Raw genomic sequence first — 20,824 nt, forward strand, 5'->3', positions numbered from 1 at the left:
CTGTTTCAGGTCTTGGCCTGAATAGCGCTGGCGAGGGTTTCGATCCGGTCACGCAGCCAGCGATGGGCCGGATCATTGGCGGATCGCTGGTGCCAGACCATGTAGATCGAAACCGGCTCGCAGTCGAACGGCAAGGGCGCGCAATCCAGCGCGGCCAGTGGTCCGTTTTTCATCAGCGCCGTGTCGGTGGAAATCAGGGGGCTGCCCGCGATGAAAGACGGGATGGCATTGAAATGTGGCAGCACGACGGTTGGCGGGCGGATCTGGCTTTGATCCACGCCGCGCATCACCGCGCGCGCATTCCGGCCGTCGGGAAAGCGAACCTCGACATGCTCACTCTGACAATAGGCCTCCCACGTCTCGGGCGCTGTCCGTCGGCTGCAGTCATAAAACACCATCAAGGGGCTTGAGATCAGCCGTTTCTGAAAGATGTCAGGCCCGTCCGGCGGCAGCGGCGTCAGCATCAACTGGCACCGGTCGCTGCGCAGCAGGTCCGGCCCCGGTACGCCGGATGAGATGAATTCCAACCGCAGTCTAATCCCCTCGGCACGGGTCGCGCGTAGAAGGTCGGGAAAGATCAGCTCTCGCGGCATATCGTTGGTGGCAACGCGGATTTCCATCTGCTCTGACAGGGGATCAAAGGGGCGTTCATCCGTCAGGGCGCGCATGCCGTCCAGAACGTTGCGGACCGGCTCTTGCAGGGCAAGCGCGCGTTCGGTCGGTGTCAGGCCTTGGCCGGATCGTACGAATAGCGGATCGCCAAGCACCATCCTTAGCTTGGCCAATGTGTGGCTAATGGCGGATTGTGTGACCCCCAACCTATCCGCCGCTTTCGAGACCGAGCTCTCCTCTAGTATCGTCAGAAATATGCGCAGGACCTTGCCGTCCAGATCAGTGAAATCGATTTTGCTCATACAATCTATGACTAAGCATGAATGGTTTTGCTGTCGAGAGGGCGCTAGGTCAGGCGCAAACAAGGGGCACGCATATGGGACTTCGCTTTTTCTCGGACAAGAACCGACCCGTTCACATGGGGTCGTACCCTCTTGAGCGTCTGGCGCGTCAGATGGCGATGCCCGACCTGTCCCAACTACCCCCGATGCCCGAGCTTAGCTTTCACCGGCCAGACCGGCCCGAGAGCATCGTGAATGCGATGGGCGAATTTCAGGCCATGCTGGACACGATCCGGGATGGGCTGGTGAACCCTGTCGCCTCGGACATCCCGCAGGACCCGCAGGCGCGGGCGGATCACCTCAAGGCGTTTGGGTATTTCAACGATGCCTCGATGATGGGCTGCGGGCCGCTGCCGCCCGAGGCGCTGTTGGACCAGCCGCGCCGCAACCCAGATATCGACCGCCTCGCCCATGCGTTGAAAACCCGCCAGACCAAAACACTGGCCTCGGGGATCGACGTCATCATGGCTGATCTTAAGGAAAGCATGGAGGCCGCGCCGCATCCGATGGCCTCGCATCGTCATGTTCTGGTGTTCCTCTACGAACATAACCGAGATCCGAACCCGGACGAGCCGGGGTCCGAGTGGATCATGGATGCGCAGGACCACCGGGCCTGTCTGCTGGCGACCGAGAATGCTGTCGTGATCGCCAACTACATCCGCCTGCTGGGATTCGATGCGCGGGCACACACGGCGATGTCGACCGAGGTGGATCTGGGCAAGCTGGCGGTCGCGGCGGGTTTGGCCTTGGTCGAAGACGGCACGCTTGTTGCCCCATGGCTGGGGCGTCGTTTTGGTCTGGCCGCCGTTACGACCGAGATGGAGATTGCCCACGATCAGCCCCTGCAACCGATGGCGCAACAACCGTGGTTCCGGACTCAAGGACCTGCGTGGTGGCTTGGCACCGGGTTCGCCAAGAATGCGCTCAACCGCGACGTCTATGCAAAACGCCGCTATGTGGATGGGGCGCAACCGTTTGAGCGGCTCAAGCGGGTCGAGACGCCCACCACTTATATTGATGAAGCCAACGTCGCGCGCGTTCCCAAGCGCGCTGACATGTTCGCGCGGGCGCAGTTCGGCGATATGGGCAAACACCTGCAGGATGCCGCCAAGGGCGGATACTACGTGCGCAAATCGGCCCCCAGTTTCGCACAACGCCGGGCGCTGGGCGCGTTTGTTCTGTTGCAGGATGGTGAAAGCGCAAAGGTCTCGCCCCCGACAGATGCCGAGCGCAATGCCGCCAATATCAAGGCCGCCAGTTACTTCCTTGGGGTCGATGCGGTTGGCCTCAGCCGTTGCCCGGACTGGGCGTGGTATTCCCATGATGCGACAGGGGAAGAGATCACGCCGCCCCATGATCAGGCCATCAGCATGATCATCGACCAGGGCTACGAGACGATGGAGGGCGCAAGCGGTGATGACTGGATCAGTGTTGCGCAATCCATGCGCGCCTATCTGCGGTTTTCACTGCTGGGTGGCGTGATCGCGCAGCAGATCCGCAACCTCGGTTACAAGGCCAAGGCCCATACGGTGATGGATGGCGAGGTGCTGCAGCCACCGCTGTTGCTGTTGTCGGGGTTGGGCGAGGTCAGCCGGATCGGCGAGGTCATCCTGAACCCCTATCTCGGCCCACGTCTGAAATCCGGTGCGGTGACGACTGATATGCCGATGACCCATGATAAGCCGATTGATTTCGGCCTGCAGAGTTTCTGCGAAAGCTGCAACAAATGTGCCCGGGAATGCCCCTCGGGAGCGATCACGGCCGGGCCAAAGCTGATGTTCAACGGCTATGAAATCTGGAAATCCGACAGCCAGAAATGCGCCACCTATCGCGTGACAACGCCCGGAGGGTCGATGTGCGGGCGCTGCATGAAGACCTGCCCGTGGAACCTTGAGGGGATTTTCAAAGAACGCCCTTTCCGATGGGCGGCGATGAATATCCCTCAGGCCGCGCCGGCCTTGGCAAGACTGGACGATGCGGTGGGCAATGGTGGCCTGAATGACGTTAAAAAGTGGTGGTGGGATATCGAGCTGCAGTCGGATGGCTCCTATCGCCCCTCAGTGCATCCGCTGAATCGGCGTGATCTGCAGCCCGATCTGAATCTGAAATACGAAGATCAGACGTTGGCCGTTTATCCCGCCTATCTGGCCCCACATCCGTGGCCCTATCCCTTTGCCATGGACCGCGAGGCGGGGATTGCCGCCTATGAAGCGATGGTGAGCGCCGAGGAATACAAGGCGCGCAAATCGGCTGGCGACATGTCGGTTGTCCATCGCTACGAGATCGCCGGCGATGCGCCGGTCATGCGGGTCGAATTGACCAAGGTCGACAAGATGACGGCCGATGTGACCAAGTACGAATTCTCGACGCTGGACGGCTCTCCTTTACCCGAATGGACAGCGGGCGCGCATCTCGACGTTTTGGTCGCGCCCGAGTTCCTGCGCCAGTATTCGATGTCCGGTGACCCTTCGGATCGAGCAACCTATCAGATCGGTGTTTTGCGTGAGGATGAGGGGCGCGGTGGTTCGGCTTTGCTGCATCGCATCTTCAACGAAGGCCGCAAGGTTTTCATCTCGAAGCCGATCAATCATTTCGAGCTGGATGAGACCGCGACAAAAACCTTCCTGATGGGTGGCGGGATCGGCATCACCCCTATGATCGCCTTCGCCCATCGTTTGCACGCGCTGGGCAAACCGTTCGAGCTGCACTACTCCGCCAGTACCCGTGCCAGCGCCGGGTATCTGCATGACCTTGCCGCGATGCCGTGGGCAGATCACGTTCATTACCATTTCTCGGATGAAGGCACGCGTGCCGATCTGGATGCGATCGTGTCAGGCTATCAGGACGGCTGGCACGTCTATACCTGCGGGCCCGATCGCTTCATGGACGGCGTCATGCAAGCGGCCGAACGGCAGGGTTTCCCTGAAGAAGCGCGGCATCTGGAGTATTTCTCGGTCCCCGAGCAACCAGAGTATGAAAACTTCCCGTTCACGTTGAAGCTGGCGAAATCAGGCCAGGAACTGACCGTGCCGGAAGACAAGGACGCTGCGCAAGTGCTGAACGAGGCGGGTATTCACGTGGATGTGAAATGCGCCGACGGTATCTGCGGCGTCTGTAAATGCGGTGTTGTTTCGGGTGAAATCGAACATCGCGATTTTGTCCTGTCCAACAAACAACGCGAGAGCGCTGTCATTTTGTGCCAAAGCCGCGCCGCACAACCGGATGGCGTGATTGAGATCGACCTCTGACCCGAGGTCGAAAAACGACATGAAGTTGTGAAAAAATTGGTCGCTCCGGCCATGGACGCCGGGGGGCTGCTGCACTAACGTCCCCTCTGAACCCAGTGAATCCTGATTGACAGGTGCGAGGTATTTTCATGGATTATCACAGCCCCGCCAGCTTTGCCGAGGCGTCGGCTCTGGCTGCAAACGCGACGGGCACGACACGGTTTCTGGCAGGCGGCACCGATGTGTTGGTGCAGCTGCGCTCGGAATTGGTGACGCCCGATACACTGATCGACATCAAGAAAATCAACGGTGTGGATCAGATCACGCAAAACGCCGACCGCAGCTGGACACTTGGCGTCGCTGTCACCGGCGCTGAAATGAGCGAGCATTCTGAGCTGGGCCGCGACTGGCCGGGTGTGGTCGAGGCGATGGATCTGATCGGATCGACTCAGGTGCAGGGCCGCGCGACGTTGACGGGCAACCTTTGCAACGGCTCTCCGGCGGCGGATTCGGTGCCTGCGATGGTTGCGGCGGGTGTAACGGTCACCGTGACTGGCCCGGATGGCGCACGCGAGGTGGCGGTCGAAGACATCCCCACCGGACCCGGCAAGACCTCGCTGGCGAAGGGTGAAGTGGTTTCAGCCGTCAAAATCCCCGCGCGGGGCGACAATGGCGGTGACGCCTATCTGCGCTTCATCCCACGCACTGAAATGGACATCGCCGTAGTCGGCGTGGGTGTCAGCCTGCGTCTGGACGGCGACGTGATCACTGAGGCGAGGGTGTCCTTGGGCGCTGTCGCCCCGACCGTTTTGCTGGTTGAAGACTGCGCCAAGGCCATCATCGGCAGCACTCTGGATGACGCCGCGCTGGGCGCGTTGGCGGCTGCGGCCTCGGCGGCCTGCAACCCGATTGACGACAAACGCGGCACGATCGAGTTCCGCACTGAGGTCGCGGGCGTTCTGGCCAAGCGCGCCGCGAAAATCGCCTATGCCCGCGCCAAGGGAGAAGACGCATGAGCAAGCTCCACGTATCCACCACCGTGAATGGGGACACGGTTGAATACCTCTGCGACCCGCGTGAAACGCTGCTGGACTGTCTGCGCGACAAGCTGAACCTAACCGGCGCGAAAGAAGGTTGCGGCACCGGCGATTGCGGCGCGTGCTCCGTCACCGTAGATGGCCGTTTGGTCTGTTCCTGCCTGATGCTGGGCGTTGAGGCCGAGGGCAAGACCATTGAAACTGTCGAAGGCATCGCGGATGGCGACGTTCTGCATCCGCTGCAGAAGAAGTTCATCGAACATGCGGCGCTTCAGTGCGGCATCTGCACGCCGGGCATTCTGGTGGCGGCCAAGTCGCTGCTGGAAAAGAACCCCAACCCGACCGAAGAGGAAACCCGGTACTGGCTGGCAGGCAATCTCTGCCGCTGCACCGGCTATGACAAGATCATTCGCGCCGTGATGGAAACGGCGGAAGAGCTGCGGGAGGCTTCGTAATGGCACTCGACGATCGCAAATCTGTATTCACTTTCGTTGGCACGCGCCCGGATCGTCCTGACGGGTTAGACAAGGTCACGGGCCGCGCTAAATTCGGGGCTGATGCCTATGCGCCCGGCATGTTGCACGGAGCGGTTCTGCGCTCTCCCCATGCCCACGCGCGGATCGTGAAGATCGACACCTCGAAAGCCGAGGCGCATAAGGACGTCAAAGCTGTCGTCACCCGCGCGGATTTTGCCGATGTCCCGTTCAAACCTGGTCTTGAGGGTGAGTTCTGGAACGTGCTGGAAAACGTCATGGCGGGCGAAAAGGCGCTCTATGATGGTCACGCTGTCGCTGCGGTCGCGGCCACGTCGGCCCTAGCAGCGCGGGATGCGCTCAAGCTGATCGAGGTCGAATACGAAGTTCTGCCCCATGTGACCGATGTGGATAAAGCGATGGCGTCGGATGCGCCGGTCATTCGGGAAGGCGCGGCGGACTATTCGGTACCCGAAGGTTTGCACCCGAACGTCGTACGTTACCACGAAAGCGGCCACGGAGATGTTGAGGCCGGGTTTGCCGAAGCGGATCTGGTCATCGAAGACAGCTTTGTTACTGAGGCGACCCATCAGGGCTATATCGAACCGCACGCCTGTCTGGGCATGCTGGGCAATGACGGCAAGGGTGAGCTGTGGTGCACCACGCAAGGCCACTGGATCGCGCAAAAGACCTGCGCCGCGCTGCTGGGGATTGAGACCTCGCAACTGCGCGTCACCGCGTCCGAGATTGGCGGCGGCTTCGGCGGCAAAACCACTGTTTTCATCGAACCCGTTGCGCTGGCGCTGAGCCGCAAGGCCAACCGTCCGGTCAAGATCGTTATGACCCGGTCCGAGGTGTTCAGGGCGACGGGGCCGACCGCGTCAGCGTCGATGGACGTCAAGATCGGCATTAAAAAAGACGGTACGATCTCGGCCGCTCAAGGGGTATTCCGTTTGCAGGGTGGGGCGTTCCCCGGTGCGCCGGGTGACATGACCGCCATGTGCGCCTTCGCGCCGTACAACCTGACCAACGTCAAGCAGATCGGCTATGACGTGATGTCGAACCGTCCGAAACAGGCCGCTTACCGCGCGCCGGGCGCACCCATGGGTGCTTTCGCGGTCGAGTCGGTGATTGATGAGCTGTGCAACAAGCTGGGCCTCGACCCCGTTGATGTGCGCTTGAAAAACGCCGCTCATGAAGGCTCCAAGGCCAGCTATGGCCCGACCTACGAACGCATTGGTCTGGTCGAAACGCTGGAGGCTGCCAAGGCGCACCCGCACTATTCGGCCCCGTTGAAGCCGGGGCAGGGGCGCGGGATTTCCTGTGGTTTCTGGTTCAACCACGGCGGTGAGACCTCGGTTTCGCTGGCCCTGTCCGAGGACGGCTCGGCCCAGCTGATGGTGGGAACGCCGGATATCGGCGGTTCTCGCGCGTCGATGGCGCTGATGGCGGCCGAGGTTCTGGGCATCCCATACGAGAACATCCGCGTGACCATCGCGGATACGGCGACGCTGGGTTATAACGACGTCTCACACGGCTCGCGCGTGACCTACGCGTCGGGTCTGGCGACCATCAAAGCGGCCAAACACGCGGTTGAGAAACTGTGTGAACGCGCGGCGGCCAAGTGGGGTATCCCGGTCGAGGCCGTGAAATGGGAAGACGGCTGTGCTGTGCCCTCAGGCCCCAACGCAGGCGACTTCGACCCGCTGGCCCTGTCCGACATCACAGCGGATATGGGTCGCACCGGTGGTCCGATCTCGGGCCATTTCGAGGCAACTCCGGAAGGTGCGGGTGTGTCCTTTGGCACTCATATTGTCGATGCCGAGGTCGACCCGGAAACCGGCAAGACCAGCGTGACTCGCTACACGGTCATTCAGGACGCCGGCAAGGCGATCCACCCGACCTACGTAGAAGGCCAGTTCCAGGGCGGTGCCGCGCAAGGCATCGGCTGGGCGCTGAACGAGGAATATATCTACGGCGAGGACGGGCGGTTGCAGAACTCAATCTTCCTCGACTACCGGATTCCCGTCGCCAGTGACCTGCCGATGATCGACACGGTGATTGTCGAAGTGCCCAACCCCGGCCACCCGTTTGGGGTACGCGGTGTGGGCGAGACCGGCATCGTGCCGCCGCTTGCCGCCATCGCCAACGCGGTTTCCAACGCGGCGGGTGTGCGGATGAAGCAACTGCCGATGTCACCTCCGCGTGTTCTGGCCGCGCTCAAAGGCAATGGTTGAGGTTCACCTCTGGTCCGGCCTCCGGTCTCTGACCGGGGGCTTGGCCGTTGTCGAGGTCGAGGCCAAAACGACAGGAGAGTTGCTGCGTGCCCTGGTGCGCGCGCATCCACAATTGCAGGCCCCTATTGATGCGGGCGTCTCTATCGCGATCGACGGGCGCGTGATTGCAACGGGCCTGACGGAACCAATCCCGGAAGGCAGCGAAGTCTATCTGATGCAGAGGCTGCGCGGCGGCTAGGGTTTAGGCGACCACGGTTCGCGCCCGACCATCCGGTCGGCCTCGGCCGTGATGTCGTTCATGTGCTGCTCAAGGTTTTGGCGCAGGGTTTCGATCTGCTCTTCACTGGCTTTGCGAGGCACAGTCTCGGTCCATTCGCGGCATAGAAACACGCCTTCGTTGCGCCAGGGGCGGGGCATCAACAAGCGGTCCCATGTACCGGCCTCTCTGCCATGACGGGCCGAAAAGGTGATTCCGAACACCCGTTTGCCCGATGTGCGCGCCCAGACCAAAGGCACGGTCGACAGCACCCGTTCCGGCCCGCGGGGCCCGTCGGCGGCAATGCCAATAGAAATCCCCTGCTTCATCTTGCCCAGTACTTCACGCGACACGGCGACGTTGCTTTTGTGTTTGCTGGCCATGGCGATCGTGTCCATACCGAAAAGCTTTTGCACGCGGCCCACCATGCTGCCCGCCCGCGCCGAGGACGTGATCGAGCAGATCTGCGCCTTGTCCAGCGGGAAGAAATAGGGTGACTGCGCCAGCCGCTGATGCCACAGAACAACGATGACCGGTTCGCCCTGTTCGGCCAGCTGGTCTAGTTCCTCATAGCCGATGCGCTGCCATTTGGTGTTACGGTTGACCATCCGAATATAGCTCGCAATACGGCGCGCCGCCCAATTTAACACGGCTTCGCTGTCGGCGATCTTTTTGCGGATACTCACGGATGGGTCCCTCATATTGGCCAAAATGTGTCTTATAGAACTCAACGCCGCGTGCAACTTGTTTGTCTTGTCGAGAAGTGGTCGAGAAACTGAAAAAGCCTCTTGAGTCCGCCGCGCGGCTGGCATATCTGAGGCTTAGCCTAGGGGTATAGCTCAGTTGGTAGAGCGACGGTCTCCAAAACCGTAGGTCGCGGGTTCGAACCCTGCTGCCCCTGCCATTCAAAACTTCCCAAAACTTGAATATTCGCTTTTGCGGGTGCGTCGAATCCTATTTTCGCCGTGCGAATTTCCCTTCGAGGTTCCTCAGGGGCAGTTTGAGCGGCGGCCATATTGCGCAGTGGGTAGAGATTTGACGTAGCGTCCCGAAATTTCTTCCGCTTCGGCGTAGTTGACGCAAACGTAAGATGCGGCTCAATTTTTTACTTTGCATGCACAAAAGTGACGAAAACCGGGGCTTTCTTCCCCCTTACGTCTCAAAATGAAATCCCTAAATGCACCTCGTCGCTGCGGGGTGCCACTCACGGACTGTGATCCTTGAGCTTTGGCCAACCACTGAGGTTCGGATCGGCCCCGCAGTGACAAGGTTTGCGCAGTTCATTGGGAGGAAAGGAATTTGATACAGAGTTTTTGGTCGATCTTTCGTGACTCCCGCTGGCCAGCGGCACAACTGACGCAGCCTCGGTCCGAAGAGACCTGTGCTGCAGATGAAGAAACAAGCGAATCCACGGTGAAAGAGGCCGAGTTCCGGAGCCTGTTTCAAACGACATTGCTGGAAATGGAACAGCCGCAAGCAGGCGATGAGGGCTCTGACACTTGGCGAATTTAAGCCTGCCGAAAACCTGCCTAGCCCGATAGGGCGCAAATGCACCATGTTTCGTATCAATTCGATCCCGATGTTGCTGACCGGTGAACGTGGAGATATGCACTGAAGACTATATTTGGTTTGTATTCGAAGGTGTTGAATGGGATTGCGAAGCCTGATTGCCGAAAAGATTGCCTTGCGTGTTCTTGGCAACGGTAAAACCCGGCGCGCCGTCATGAATGAGCTGCTTGATCAGGATACTCTGTTGTTTCGGGACTTGGGCGATCATGCCTTTGCCTTCTTTCCAACGGATGCAATCGGACGTTCACTTTTCCAGAACGGTGAATTCGCCCGCGGCTCAGTCACGGATCTGCGGGCGTTTCTTGAACAGAACAATGCCTTTAAGCTCGGAATGTCCGTTCTGGAGGTTGGGGCTAATATCGGCACTCAAACCGTCTATTTCTTCCTCGATCTTCAGTGTGACGACGTCGTGGCGATCGAGCCGGACCCGGACAACATAAACCTGCTGCGTCACAATCTTGCGTTGAATGGGCTGACAGACAACGTGAAGATTTTGGGTGTCGCGGCTTCGGACACGAGTGGAACGGCGGAGTTTACCCGAGATCTGTTCAACCGCGGCGGCTCACGTCTGGGGGCTAAACGCACAAGCGGTAAAACCCGAGAGAGTTTCTCAGTCGAGATCGTTCGGATCGATGATCTGGTGCAGTCGGGCACCCTTCAGGCTGATCAAATTGGGTTGGTCTGGATGGATGTCGAGGGCCATGAGCTATCTGCCCTCAAAGGGATGAAGCAGTTGATTGGAGCCCACAGGCCCCCAATATTTCTGGAATACACGCCGGACGGACAGCACAGCACCCAGCAAGAGCTTTGTGACCTGCTATTTGACAACTATCAGGGCGTTTATCGTCATGCTGGGGGCTTTCATCACGTGTCGCGGGGCGAGTTTGCGCAGATTGATCATCAGGTCGATCTTCTGGTCATGTAAGGCCCCACCCGTTCTCAAAGCACGGCGGCGACCGTCTTTCCTCTGCTTGCGGGATCGCCTAAAGTCCCCACAAATCGCAGACACCGGGAATGAGGGTACATGTCGCGTTTCGATGGATATTTCCTGCGGCAGTTGCTGGTGCTGTTCGGCTTTTTCACTCTGGTCCTGGTCGGTGTTTTCTGGATCACGCGGTCTGTCAGCCTGTTTGACCGGGTGATCAGCGGCGGCCAGTCGGCGGTTGTTTTCCTCGAATTCACCGCTCTGACGCTGCCGACCCTGATCCGGACGGTGATGCCGATGGCTGTGTTTGCTGCTGCCGTTTACGCCACGAACCGCCTCAGCCGGGAAAGTGAGATGACGGTCATGCTGGCGACTGGCTCCAGCCCGTGGCGCCTCGCGCGGGCCGTGGTGCTGTTCGGTCTTGTCACAGGGGTGATGATGGCGGCGATCAGCGTTTTCCTGCGTCCTGCCTCGGTCGAGCAGCTCGAGATCCGGCAGGCCGAAGTTGCAGGTGACGTGACCGCCCAATTGCTGAACGAAGGTGAGTTTCTGCACCCCGCCGACGGTGTCACGGTCTATATCGGTCGGATTGATCTGGACGGGACTTTGCACGAGGTCTTTGTCTCAGACCGGCGGGACCCGGCGAATTCGGTAAGCTATTCAAGCTCAACAGCGTATCTGGTGAACAATGCGGCGGGCATCAACCTCGTCATGCTGGATGGGGTCGCGCTGCGTCTGGACAAGGACGGGCGCACCCTGTCATCGACCCTGTTTCAGGACGCCTCTTACGATATCTCGGCGCTGACCAGTACCGGCGGTATGAATACCCGCAGCCTTGAAGCGATCCCCACGATGGAATTGATCCGGGACCGCGAAGCGATCACCAGCGCAGAAGGGTTCAGCCCAGGTGAACTGACGGATGAGTTGCACCAGCGATTCTCGTGGATCGCGATTTGCGTGGCAGTTGGGCTGGTCGGCTATGCCACCCTGTTGCTGGGCAGTTTCTCGCGTTTCGGGTTGTGGCCGCAGATTCTGGGGGCGTTTACCATTCTGGTTTTACTTGAAGGTGTCCGGGGGTTTGTCTCTCCGGTCGTGATAGGTGATCCGGGTCTTTGGATCGTTCTCTACGCACCGGCGGTCATAGGTATCCTGATCTCGTGCCTGTTCTTGGCGGTTGCGGGACGTCCAATCTGGCGCCGTTCCAGGGCCGAGGTCGCTGTCTAGGCAGGGTCTCGCAGACCATGCAGGCAGTCTAGAATATCCTCGAACGCAGCGCTGTCGGGGCGGGTTACGAGATAGAGCGGCAACATCAGGTCCGGACTCGGCTCAACCCGCACCAGCGCGCCAGAGCGAATATGCTCTGCGGCCAAATAGGCGGGAAAAAAACCACGCCCCCCTCGTTTGAGGACATAGCGCAGGGCCATCATGCAATTGCCTAGAAAGACCGTCTGCCCCTCTGCCTGGCGGGCCGTGGTCCGCACATGGTCCTGGTAGGCGGTCCCAAGTTCGAGATTGACGAATACCGAGTTGTCGACCATTGCCTCAGCGGTTTCGACCAGAACCAATCGCTCTGGTGGCAGGGTTTCAAACATCACCCGCCTGTCTGAGGGCTTTTCGTGTGTCAGCGCAGCGTCCAGTACATGTGTTGCGACCGCGTCCACCATATCCAGGTCATGATCGTAGTTCAGCGTCAGCAGCAATTGGCCAAGATGCTGTTCGAAACGTATGGCGAGATCGACCAGCAAGGGGTCCCAAACGCTGAGCTGCGCCCCCAGCCTCAGTGCCGGGCGATTCTGGTTTTGCGTGGGTAAATCAGTCGACGCATAGGACCAGAGTGAGAGCATCTGCTCCGCGTAAGGGCGAAATTGGCGACCGAAATCTGTTAGTGCCGTGCCTCCGGCCCCGCGGGTGAAAAGGGGCTTTCCTGTGGCGTCTTCGATCTGCCTTATGCGCGCACTGACAGCCGTTTGGGTCACATTCAGCTTGCGCGCTGCTGCGTGAAACCCTCCGGTCTCAGCAACGCATAGAAAAGTTTCAAAAGCTTTGATCTGCATAGTGCCAATATTTTTTGATCGTCATGATAAAATCAATTCATTTTTTTCAGCACGCAAGTCGAGGTATCCTGTTCCCGATCAGGACAAAGGACATGCCATGCTGGACAAAAGCCACAAGCCGACCTGGACCAGTTTTGAAGAGGCCACAAAAGCCGACTGGGACGCCGTTATGGACTATGAAGAGGCCTACAATGCTGCCTTGCCAGACCGGATTCTGGACGCGATTCGTTCGTTGGATGAGGAATGGACGCCGTATCCAGTGAACCGCTACCAACACTCTCTGCAGGCCGCGACGCGGGCCTATGAGGATGGCGCGGATGAGGAACTTGTGGTCGCCGCGCTGATCCATGACACAGGCGATATCCTGTCGCCCTACAACCATGGTGAGCTGTCAGCGGCGATGATGAAGCCCTATGTCAGCGAGAAAACCCATTGGATTCTCAAGCATCACTGCGTGTTTCAGGGCTATTACTACAATCATCACCTTGGCGGAGATCGCAACGCGCGCGACAAGTATCGCGACAGCCCCTATTGGGAGGACTGCCGCTATTTCTGCCATGAATACGATCAAAAAGCGTTTGACCCGGATTACCCGACCAAACCGCTGGAGTTTTTCGAGCCCATGCTGCGCCGTGTCCTGAACAAGGGCGAGGGGCACATGGAGTTGAATGAAACGTCCGAGGGTTAACAGGCCGCCATCAGGCGATAGACGATCTGCGCGGCGGTAAAGTCCCAGGCGGCATTGCCGTCCGGGGCCAGCTCGACCACGTCGAAGCCTACGCATTTGCGGCCTTTGAGGGCGTGTTCGACCAGTCGTAGGGCTTGGTAATAACCAAGCCCGCCCGGAACCGGGGTGCCGGTGGCGGGCATCAGCGAGGGGTCCAGACCGTCCACGTCAAAGCTGACATAGACCAGCTCGGGGAAGTCCTCGGGTAGGTCAACGGCGTGGATATTGCCTGTGACCAGCTCCTCGGCGTCGACGTGGAAGACGTGGTTTTTCAACCGGCTTTTGGCCTCTTCGGTTGAAAACGCGCGGACACCGAACTGGGCCAGTCGGACGCCTTCTTCGGCCAGCAGGTGCATGACCGAGGCGTGGGAGTGTTTCTCGCCCTGATAGGCGTTGCGCAAATCGGCATGGGCGTCGATCTGCACGATCCCAACGGGCTGGTTCAGCGCCCGCGCCACTCCCATCACCGCGCCGAAGCTGAGGGAATGCTCTCCGCCCAGGGTCACGGGCACCTTGCCCGCGCGAATGGCAGCCTCTGTCCGTTGGGCGAGGCGTTCCATGATGTCGGGCAAGGGGCCGTCACACTCCAGCGGCGTTTCGGTAAAGATGCCCTCGACGCAGGGTTCCGCATGGCCGGTGTTGCGTTCGAGTTCATTGCTGGCCTCGATGATCGCCTCGGGGCCTTTGGCGGTTCCGGACCCATAAGAAACCGTGCGTTCCAACGGCACCGGGATCACGCGAAAGCGCGCGTCTTCCGAGCGCTCAGCGGCGGTCAGTTCACTGTCGAGGAAAATGCTCATGAGAGGCGGTCCTTAAAGTCGTCATAGCCGAACTGCTTGATGATCTTCAGCTCGTCCGTTTCGCTGTTCCACAGGGCGATGGTCGGCAGGGGAACACCGTTGAACGAGTTGGTTTTTACCATCGAGTAATGCGCTTGATCGAGGAAGGCAAAGCGTTGCCCGATCTCCAGCGGCTGATCCCATGTGTAGTCGCCGATCACATCGCCCGCGAGGCACGATGGCCCGCCCAGACGGTAGGTGTGGCCTGCCTCGGCCTCGTCCATCAGGGCGGGGCGATAGGGGGCCTCGATCACGTCGGGCATGTGGCAGGTGGCCGAGATATCGGTGATCGCAAGGGTCATGCCATTGGTGGGCAGGTCGAGGACTTCTCCGACTAGAATGCCCGCGTCCAGTGCGACGGCTTCGCCGGGTTCGAGGTAGATGTCGACATCGTATTTCGCGCGGATGGATTTGATGAATTCGACCAGCCCGTCGCGGTCGTAATCGTCGCGGGTGATATGGTGCCCGCCGCCGAAGTTTAGCCATTTGAGTTGGCCAAGGAAGGGTTTGAGTCTGGGCTCAACGGCAGCCCATGTGCGTTGAAGGGGATCGAAGCCCTGTTCGCAGAGCGTGTGCATGTGCAGGCCGTTTACGCCGATCAGAGTGTCTTCGGACAGTTGGCTGACGGGTGTCCCGAGGCGTGAACAGGGTGCGCAGGGATCGTATTTGGGAATCTCGCCTTCGGAATGTTCGGGGTTGACGCGCAGGCCCACCTGCACATTGGCGGCTTGGGCTTTGGCGAGGAACCGGTCTTTTTGCGCAGGCGAGTTGAAGATGATGTGGTCGGACAGCGACAGGATCTCGTCGATATCCGCATCCTTGTACCCGGCGCAGAAGGTTGCGACCTCGCCGCCATATTCTTCGCGGCCCAGACGTGCCTCATAGATGCCAGAGGCACAGGTTCCGCCGAGGTGTTGGCGCACCAGTGGGGCCAGTGAGAACATGGAAAACGCCTTGAGCGCGCTGAGGACATGCGCGCCGGAGCGGGTGCCAATCTCTGAAAGGATGGTCAGGTTTCGTTCGACGGCTTTTTCATCGACCACAAAGCAGGGTGAGGGGACGCGGGCAAGGTCGAAACTGCGGAAGGCGCCGGCGTCTCCGGCTTGGGTGGTCATCATGTCGGACATGTCGGGCGTCTCCGATTGTGGAGAGGCCGGGGGGCCAGCCCCCCGGACCCCCCGGGATATTTTTGGCCAGATGAAGTTCAGGATCTAGAACTCTACCGGGCCGTCGAGTTCGTGGACCTGCCATGGGAGGCCATGGGTGTTCAGCATGTCCATGAAATCGTCCGGGTCCAGCTGTTCCATGTTCCACACGCCCGGCTCGCGCCAGTTGCCTTTCAGGACCTGTGCGGCTCCGATCATGGCGGGGACCCCGGTGGTGTAGCTGACGGCCTGAGAGCCGACCTCGGCATAGCATTCTTCGTGGTCGCAGATGTTGTAGATGTAGTAGGTCTTCTCGCCCGAGCCATCCTTGGCCTGACCTGTGGCGATGTCGCCGATGCAGGCTTTGCCCTTGGTTTCCGCACCCAGATCGCCGGGGTCGGGCAGCAGGGTTTTCAGGAACTGGATCGGGATGATCTCCTTGCCGTCATGCATCACCGGGTCGATGCGGGTCATGCCGACATTTTCCAGCACCTTGGCGTGGGTGATGTAGGCGTCGCCGAAGGTCATCCAGAAACGGGCGCGCTCGATCTCGGGGAAGTGGGTGCTGAGGCTCTCCAGTTCCTCATGATACATCAGGTACATGTTTTTGGGGCCGATGGCGGGGAAGTCGAACTCGACCTTGTGGGTCATGGCGGGGGAGTGTTTCCACTCGCCGCTTTCCCAGTGGCGGACCTCGGCCAGCACTTCGCGCAGGTTGATTTCCGGGTTGAAGTTGGTGGCGAACTCCTGATCGTTCGAACCGCCATTTGCGTCCAGAACGTCGATCTGACGGATGGTGTCCAGCTTGTGCTTCTTCAGCCATTTGGCAAACACGCTGGTTACGCCCGGATCGAAGCCTGAACCGAGGATGGCGGTCAGGCCGGCCTCTTTGAAGCGCTCTTGGTAGGCCCATTGCCAATGGTATTCGAACTTTGCCTCGTCTTCGGGTTCATAGTTCGCGGTGTCGAGGTAGTGGATACCGGCCTCAAGGCATGCGTCCATCAACACCAGATCCTGATAGGGTAGGGCGAGGTTGACCAGAATCTTGGCGCCGGTTTCCTTGATCAGGTTAACCGTGTTTTCAACCTTATAGGCGTCCAGTTCGGCGGTCTTGATGTCCACACCTACGCGGTCTTTAACGGCTGCTGCGATGGCATCGCATTTCGATTTCGTGCGGCTGGCCAAAGTGATCTCGGTGAAGATATCCGAGTTCATCGCCATCTTATGCACGGCTGCGTGGGATACGCCGCCCGCGCCGACAACCAGTGTTTTGCCCATGGTCTGTCTCCTTTTATTCGTAATAGGTGTAGCCGTTGATTGAGTCGCGATAGGCGCTCATCAGGGTTTTGCGGTCCTTGGCTTGCAGGGTACCGGTCGAGATCGCCTCGTCCACCATTTTGCGGAAGGCGGCGACGCAATCCTGTGGATCGAATTCCACGTAGGACAGCACCTGACTGATCGTGTCGCCCTCTTGTTCATGCAGCAGGTCGAACCCGCCATCGGCACGCAGGTCGATTGTGACGACATTGGTATCGCCGAACAGGTTGTGCAAATCGCCGAGTGTTTCCTGATAGGCGCCGACAAAGAAAACGCCCATGAAGTATTCGCCCTCCTCCGGGAGCGAATGCACCGGCAGGCTGGGTGAGACACCGTCGGCCAGAATGAACTGGTCGATCTTGCCGTCGCTGTCGCATGTGATGTCGGACAGCACGGCCCGCCGGTCAGGCGTTGTGTTCAAACCTTGCAGCGGGACGATTGGGTGCAGTTGGTCGATGGCCCAGACATCGGGCAGGGATTGGAACAGCGAGAAGTTGCAGTGATAGATATCGGCTACTTTCTCAAGCTGGTCGTCCACATCCGTTTCCAGATCATCACTGGCGGCCAGCGCCTTGAGGCGGGCCATCAGCGACAGATAAATACGTTCGGCCCGGGCCATCTGGCGCAGGTCTACGTAGCCACGGCGGAACAGGGCGCGCAGCTCGTTGCGGTAGAAGGTGGCATCGTTCCAGCATTCCTGCAGACGGTTTTTGCTGAGGTACCCGTGTACCGCAGCAAGGTCCGAGACCAGATGGTTGTCGTCAGGTTCCACATCCGGCGCGGTGGGCGCATCGTAAAGCGTAGTTTCCAGCACGTTGAAGACCAGCATAGATGAGGTCGCCACCACGGCGCGGCCACTTTCGGTGACCAATGTCGGGTGCGCAATTTCGGCTTCATCCATTGCATAGGCGACGGTTTCGACCACGTTGGCGCAGTATTCCTCGACTGTGTAGTTGATCGAGTTCTCAGCGGCCTTCTTCTCGCCCGTATAGTCCACACCCATGCCGCCGCCGAGGTCCAGGTGGGTCAGCGGAACGCCTTCGCGCGTGAGTTCGGTGTAGTAGCGACAGGCCTCACCCACGGCGCGGCGGACGTCGTTCACGTCCTGCACCTGGCTGCCCAGATGCGAGTGCTGCAGCTTGAGGCAATGCAACAGACCCGCCTCGCGCAGCTTGTCCACAGTGGCGACAAGCTGATCGGTGTTCATACCAAAGGCTGAGCGGTCGCCCGAGCTTTCTTCCCACTTGCCGCTGATCTGGTTGGTCAGTTTCACTCGCACTCCGATCAGAGGTTCGATGCCGAGCTCCTTGTAGACCTCGATCACCGTATCCGCCTCTTTTGGGCTTTCCAGCACGATGACAGTATTGAACCCGATCTTGCGGGACAGGATCGCCAGTTGGATGAACTCGGCATCCTTGACGCCATTGCAGACGATCAGCGCCTCAGGGGCCAGACGATGCGCAAGAGCCACGACCAGTTCGGGCTTTGATCCGGCCTCGAGGCCATAGTTGTATTTCTTGCCGAACTCGACGATGCGGTCGACCACCTGCGCCTGCTGGTTCACCTTGATCGGAAACACGCCGCGATAGGGGCCTTTGTAGCCCACCCGCGCGATGGCGTCGGCAAAGCTCGCGTTCAGATGCGCGATCTCATGTTCCAGATACGAACTGACGCGCAGCAGCATTGGGGCCTTGATTCCACGGTCATCCAGATCGCTGAGGATACCGGGCAGGCTGATCGCCACTGTATCCGGAGACATCGGATTGCGCAGACCGATCTCGCCCTGCTCCGTCACCTCGATGAGGCCTTTGCCCCATTTCTCAACCCCGTAGATGGTATGCGGTGCGTCGGGCGTGTGTTTCAATCAAGTCAGTCCTTAACTCAGAGGTGCCGGTTTCGCGCCCGCCAATACGGCAGCATTTTGATTCGTCCAAGTGTAAACTATGTGACAGGGATTTCCGAACGCTAGGCGTACGCGCGGATCGGGATCAGGTGGTTGTCCCATTGGCAATCGGGGCGGGCCAGAACCCGTGCCTGCTGCCCGCTTACAGCGCCAAACGTGCCTGTACCGGTGGTAAAGATCAGCCCGTCCGGGCCGGCGCCCAGACCGCAGACATCCTCCAGTTCGAAAGCTCTCTTGAAGCTGCGACCTGCTACATCGAACAGATGCAGCGCGTTTCCGCGAGGGCAGGTTATGGCGACCTCGGTCCCGCTGGCCGAGAAGGCGATGCTGCCAGCATAGCCCTGCAAGGTGATTTGGAGGTCTTCTGGTGCGGACAGAAGTTGCGGAGGCGCGCCCCGACGGTGCAGGCCCAACAGGGGCGGGTGCTTGGTCTGGCTTCCCTGCCACTGCATCGCGAACCCGACTAGCCCGTCGTTGCGCACGCTGAGATGGCGGATGGAGTTCTTGTGCAAGTCGCCCGGCAGCTCGACCCGTTCAAGCAGGTTCCCGGACAGGTCTAGATAGATCAGGTTTGGCTGCATGACCGGCAGGTTCAGCTTGGTCCGTCCGGTCTCGGGGCGGGTCTCGATCCCGCCATTGGCGATCAAAAGGCTTTGGCCGTCAGGCATCAGGCGCATGTCATGGGGACCAACACCGCCCGACGAAAACTCTCCTAGTCGTTCAAAGCTGGTGGCGTCCCAAAGGCTGATACGGCCTACGCCGGCCTCATAGTCGTTTTCGGTAGCAAAGAACCGGGTGCCGTCTGCCGTGAACGTGCCGTGACCGTAGAAATGCCGCCCCTTGGGGGCCTGTAGCCGTGCAAGCTCTTGTCCGGTTGCGCAGTCTATAATCAGCGCAAACGTGCCGGGGCGGCGGGCAAAGGCCACGGCCTGCGCTTTGCGCGGGTGTGCGGCGGCAGCGTGACCCCTTGCGGGCAGGGGCAGCGAGAACAGGATGTCTCCTCCCTCATCCAAACCGGCCAGACGGAACGAGCCATCCGGAAACAGCCCGGCGGCCAGAAAAGCGGGCGCCCCGACCGACGCCCACCCCGTTGCGGGCGCAAGGCTTGCAGCCGCAAGACCGGCCAGGAAATGGCGGCGGTTGGTCATGGCTCAATCCCCGTCGAGAGAGTTGAACCCGGCACTGATACCGAGGGTCGGGCCAAGCTCGGTCGTGGCGATGGTGCGGATGTCATTCACCGCCTGTTGCAGCGCTTCGACCCGGAACCGGCCTGCGGGATCGGCCACGCCAGCAAAGGCGGGGTCGTCGATGGACCGGGCGCTTTTGATTGCGCGGGTGAAGGCCAGGTCCAGATCCTGCGCGATCTCGGGATGGTCGGCGGACAGCCGCGCCGCAAGGTCTTGAAGCGCAATCAGAGACAGCTCGACATGACGTAAGGCGCGTTTCGAGCGGCGGGCTTCGGCCCTGTTAGGGCGGGGGCGGTCGAAAGTGCCAAGGGGTCGGCCCAATCGGGTTTCGGCAGTGAATTGCAACCCGGTTGAGAGCGCTTTGAACAACTCCTGCATCGCCTCATCCTGCGTGCGGTACGGGCTGTCGCCCCCCGGCTGTTCCAGCTTCACCGCATGGCTTTGCCACTCTTCAGCCATCGCATCGGCATTGGCGTCGATATCGGCCGTGATGGCCCGGATCAGCGCACATCGGTATTCGGCACTGCCCTGATCGGCAAATTTGGGATCGTACAGCATTTGCTCAAGCGCAAAGAACCCGCGCCCCGCGACCGAGGTTTCGGCATAGGCGGCCGTGTCATTCACCGCAGGGTCTTCGGCTGCGATATGCTGCGATAGGGCCTTGGGAGTGAACCCTTTCGTGTCAGGCCAAAAGGCCATGGCAAAGGCGCGGTCGTCGGCCTCGGTGGGGCCAAAGCGTAGGTGACTGGCCGATATCCACGCGTCGAAGGCAGAGCCATAGGCCGTGCGCAGAGCCTCTGACTGCGGCGCGCAATCGGATTGGGATGCGACGGACAGAGCCTCGGTCGCATCGGCCAATTCAGCAAAGCGCGGCAATATATGCGCGGCGGACACATCCGTCAGGATCGCTGCACGGTCTTGGGCTGACGCCGCCAGAGGGGCGACTAGGGCAATGGCAAAAGCAAATATTCGCAT

18 protein-coding genes and 1 tRNA gene are annotated in these 20,824 nt (G+C 60.0%); 10 read left to right on the forward strand and 9 right to left on the reverse strand.

The genetic code is table 11. The features are described 5' to 3' along the window. Window positions 1-5: 5 nt before the first annotated feature. Window positions 6-914: a LysR family transcriptional regulator gene (locus tag ACR0AI_RS20905; RefSeq protein ID WP_480676995.1), complete on the reverse strand. Its 909-nt coding sequence runs from the start codon at window positions 912-914 to the stop codon at window positions 6-8. 74 nt (window positions 915-988) lie between these two features. On the opposite strand from ACR0AI_RS20905, the gene ACR0AI_RS20910 reads away from it, so the two are divergent. The 5 genes from ACR0AI_RS20910 (at window position 989) to ACR0AI_RS20930 (ending at window position 8,165) form a co-directional block, all read left to right on the forward strand. Then, on the forward strand, window positions 989-4,201 hold the full coding sequence (locus ACR0AI_RS20910) for a reductive dehalogenase (protein ID WP_480676997.1): 3,213 nt from the start codon (window positions 989-991) through the stop codon (window positions 4,199-4,201). 128 nt (window positions 4,202-4,329) lie between these two features. After that, window positions 4,330-5,196 carry an FAD binding domain-containing protein gene (locus tag ACR0AI_RS20915; RefSeq protein ID WP_480676999.1) on the forward strand — a complete coding sequence of 289 codons (867 nt, stop codon included), beginning with the start codon at window positions 4,330-4,332 and terminating at the stop codon, window positions 5,194-5,196. Continuing rightward, the gene (locus ACR0AI_RS20920; RefSeq protein ID WP_170380550.1) at window positions 5,193-5,672 is read left to right on the forward strand and encodes a (2Fe-2S)-binding protein; all 480 of its coding nucleotides are present in this window, start codon (window positions 5,193-5,195) and stop codon (window positions 5,670-5,672) included. The genes ACR0AI_RS20915 and ACR0AI_RS20920 overlap by 4 nt, the downstream gene beginning before the upstream one ends. Continuing rightward, on the forward strand, window positions 5,672-7,927 hold the full coding sequence (locus ACR0AI_RS20925; RefSeq protein WP_480677001.1) for a xanthine dehydrogenase family protein molybdopterin-binding subunit: 2,256 nt from the start codon (window positions 5,672-5,674) through the stop codon (window positions 7,925-7,927). Before ACR0AI_RS20920 ends, ACR0AI_RS20925 begins: the two co-directional genes overlap by 1 nt. Further along, complete coding sequence (locus ACR0AI_RS20930; protein ID WP_170468530.1) at window positions 7,920-8,165, forward strand: MoaD/ThiS family protein; 246 nt, start codon at window positions 7,920-7,922, stop codon at window positions 8,163-8,165. Before ACR0AI_RS20925 ends, ACR0AI_RS20930 begins: the two co-directional genes overlap by 8 nt. Here the strand turns inward: ACR0AI_RS20930 and ACR0AI_RS20935 are convergent. Further along, the gene (locus ACR0AI_RS20935) at window positions 8,162-8,869 is read right to left on the reverse strand and encodes a DUF374 domain-containing protein (RefSeq protein ID WP_170556445.1); all 708 of its coding nucleotides are present in this window, start codon (window positions 8,867-8,869) and stop codon (window positions 8,162-8,164) included. The two genes, ACR0AI_RS20930 and ACR0AI_RS20935, sit on opposite strands and share 4 nt — an antisense overlap. Before the next feature lie 142 nt (window positions 8,870-9,011). Between ACR0AI_RS20935 and ACR0AI_RS20940 the strand changes: the two genes are divergently transcribed. From ACR0AI_RS20940 to lptF, 4 genes are all read left to right on the forward strand, one after another. After that, window positions 9,012-9,087: transfer RNA gene (locus tag ACR0AI_RS20940), tRNA-Trp, on the forward strand. Window positions 9,088-9,482: 395 nt separating this feature from the next. Beyond that, window positions 9,483-9,695 carry a hypothetical protein gene (locus ACR0AI_RS20945; RefSeq protein WP_170668105.1) on the forward strand — a complete coding sequence of 71 codons (213 nt, stop codon included), beginning with the start codon at window positions 9,483-9,485 and terminating at the stop codon, window positions 9,693-9,695. A 136-nt stretch (window positions 9,696-9,831) separates the two neighbouring features. Continuing rightward, window positions 9,832-10,677, forward strand: a complete 846-nt coding sequence (locus ACR0AI_RS20950) for an FkbM family methyltransferase (protein WP_480677004.1) — start codon at window positions 9,832-9,834, stop codon at window positions 10,675-10,677. Between the two features lie 99 nt (window positions 10,678-10,776). Beyond that, window positions 10,777-11,901, forward strand: coding sequence for an LPS export ABC transporter permease LptF (lptF, locus tag ACR0AI_RS20955; protein ID WP_480677006.1), 1,125 nt, complete (start codon window positions 10,777-10,779; stop codon window positions 11,899-11,901). Here the strand turns inward: lptF and ACR0AI_RS20960 are convergent. Continuing rightward, on the reverse strand, window positions 11,898-12,731 hold the full coding sequence (locus ACR0AI_RS20960; RefSeq protein WP_480677008.1) for a LysR family transcriptional regulator: 834 nt from the start codon (window positions 12,729-12,731) through the stop codon (window positions 11,898-11,900). The two genes, lptF and ACR0AI_RS20960, sit on opposite strands and share 4 nt — an antisense overlap. Window positions 12,732-12,828: 97 nt before the next feature. Here ACR0AI_RS20960 and ACR0AI_RS20965 point away from each other — a divergent pair, with 97 nt between their 5' ends. Continuing rightward, the gene (locus ACR0AI_RS20965; RefSeq protein ID WP_239342824.1) at window positions 12,829-13,419 is read left to right on the forward strand and encodes an HD domain-containing protein; all 591 of its coding nucleotides are present in this window, start codon (window positions 12,829-12,831) and stop codon (window positions 13,417-13,419) included. Here ACR0AI_RS20965 and speB read toward each other — a convergent pair. From speB to ACR0AI_RS20995, 6 genes are all read right to left on the reverse strand, one after another. Further along, on the reverse strand, window positions 13,416-14,258 hold the full coding sequence (speB, locus tag ACR0AI_RS20970) for an agmatinase (RefSeq protein ID WP_480677010.1): 843 nt from the start codon (window positions 14,256-14,258) through the stop codon (window positions 13,416-13,418). The two genes, ACR0AI_RS20965 and speB, sit on opposite strands and share 4 nt — an antisense overlap. Beyond that, window positions 14,255-15,424, reverse strand: coding sequence for a carboxynorspermidine decarboxylase (nspC, locus tag ACR0AI_RS20975; RefSeq protein WP_480677012.1), 1,170 nt, complete (start codon window positions 15,422-15,424; stop codon window positions 14,255-14,257). The genes speB and nspC overlap by 4 nt, the downstream gene beginning before the upstream one ends. Before the next feature lie 84 nt (window positions 15,425-15,508). After that, window positions 15,509-16,720, reverse strand: coding sequence for a saccharopine dehydrogenase family protein (locus ACR0AI_RS20980; protein ID WP_480677014.1), 1,212 nt, complete (start codon window positions 16,718-16,720; stop codon window positions 15,509-15,511). A gap of 13 nt (window positions 16,721-16,733) precedes the next feature. Further along, entirely contained in the window at window positions 16,734-18,623 is a 1,890-nt protein-coding gene (gene speA, locus ACR0AI_RS20985) for a biosynthetic arginine decarboxylase (RefSeq protein WP_480677016.1), read from the reverse strand. 101 nt (window positions 18,624-18,724) lie between these two features. Further along, the gene (locus tag ACR0AI_RS20990) at window positions 18,725-19,810 is read right to left on the reverse strand and encodes a DUF1513 domain-containing protein (RefSeq protein WP_480677018.1); all 1,086 of its coding nucleotides are present in this window, start codon (window positions 19,808-19,810) and stop codon (window positions 18,725-18,727) included. Window positions 19,811-19,813: 3 nt separating this feature from the next. Then, on the reverse strand, window positions 19,814-20,824 hold the full coding sequence (locus tag ACR0AI_RS20995; protein ID WP_480677020.1) for an imelysin family protein: 1,011 nt from the start codon (window positions 20,822-20,824) through the stop codon (window positions 19,814-19,816).

The organism is Ruegeria sp. BG3 (assembly GCF_056538485.1).

Excerpts from the sequence above, each read along its gene's own strand:
- ACR0AI_RS20930 (WP_170468530.1), top strand. The coding sequence starts at position 7,920 with ATGGTTGAGGTTCACCTCTGGTCCGGCCTCCGGTCTCTGACCGGGGGC.
- ACR0AI_RS20980 (WP_480677014.1), bottom strand. The coding sequence starts at position 16,720 with ATGGGCAAAACACTGGTTGTCGGCGCGGGCGGCGTATCCCACGCAGCC.
- ACR0AI_RS20965 (WP_239342824.1), top strand. The coding sequence starts at position 12,829 with ATGCTGGACAAAAGCCACAAGCCGACCTGGACCAGTTTTGAAGAGGCC.
- speB (WP_480677010.1), bottom strand. The coding sequence starts at position 14,258 with ATGAGCATTTTCCTCGACAGTGAACTGACCGCCGCTGAGCGCTCGGAA.
- nspC (WP_480677012.1), bottom strand. The coding sequence starts at position 15,424 with ATGTCCGACATGATGACCACCCAAGCCGGAGACGCCGGCGCCTTCCGC.
- ACR0AI_RS20915 (WP_480676999.1), top strand. The coding sequence starts at position 4,330 with ATGGATTATCACAGCCCCGCCAGCTTTGCCGAGGCGTCGGCTCTGGCT.
- ACR0AI_RS20990 (WP_480677018.1), bottom strand. The coding sequence starts at position 19,810 with ATGACCAACCGCCGCCATTTCCTGGCCGGTCTTGCGGCTGCAAGCCTT.
- ACR0AI_RS20920 (WP_170380550.1), top strand. The coding sequence starts at position 5,193 with ATGAGCAAGCTCCACGTATCCACCACCGTGAATGGGGACACGGTTGAA.
- ACR0AI_RS20960 (WP_480677008.1), bottom strand. The coding sequence starts at position 12,731 with ATGCAGATCAAAGCTTTTGAAACTTTTCTATGCGTTGCTGAGACCGGA.
- ACR0AI_RS20925 (WP_480677001.1), top strand. The coding sequence starts at position 5,672 with ATGGCACTCGACGATCGCAAATCTGTATTCACTTTCGTTGGCACGCGC.
- ACR0AI_RS20995 (WP_480677020.1), bottom strand. The coding sequence starts at position 20,824 with ATGCGAATATTTGCTTTTGCCATTGCCCTAGTCGCCCCTCTGGCGGCG.
- ACR0AI_RS20950 (WP_480677004.1), top strand. The coding sequence starts at position 9,832 with ATGGGATTGCGAAGCCTGATTGCCGAAAAGATTGCCTTGCGTGTTCTT.
- lptF (WP_480677006.1), top strand. The coding sequence starts at position 10,777 with ATGTCGCGTTTCGATGGATATTTCCTGCGGCAGTTGCTGGTGCTGTTC.
- ACR0AI_RS20910 (WP_480676997.1), top strand. The coding sequence starts at position 989 with ATGGGACTTCGCTTTTTCTCGGACAAGAACCGACCCGTTCACATGGGG.
- ACR0AI_RS20905 (WP_480676995.1), bottom strand. The coding sequence starts at position 914 with ATGAGCAAAATCGATTTCACTGATCTGGACGGCAAGGTCCTGCGCATA.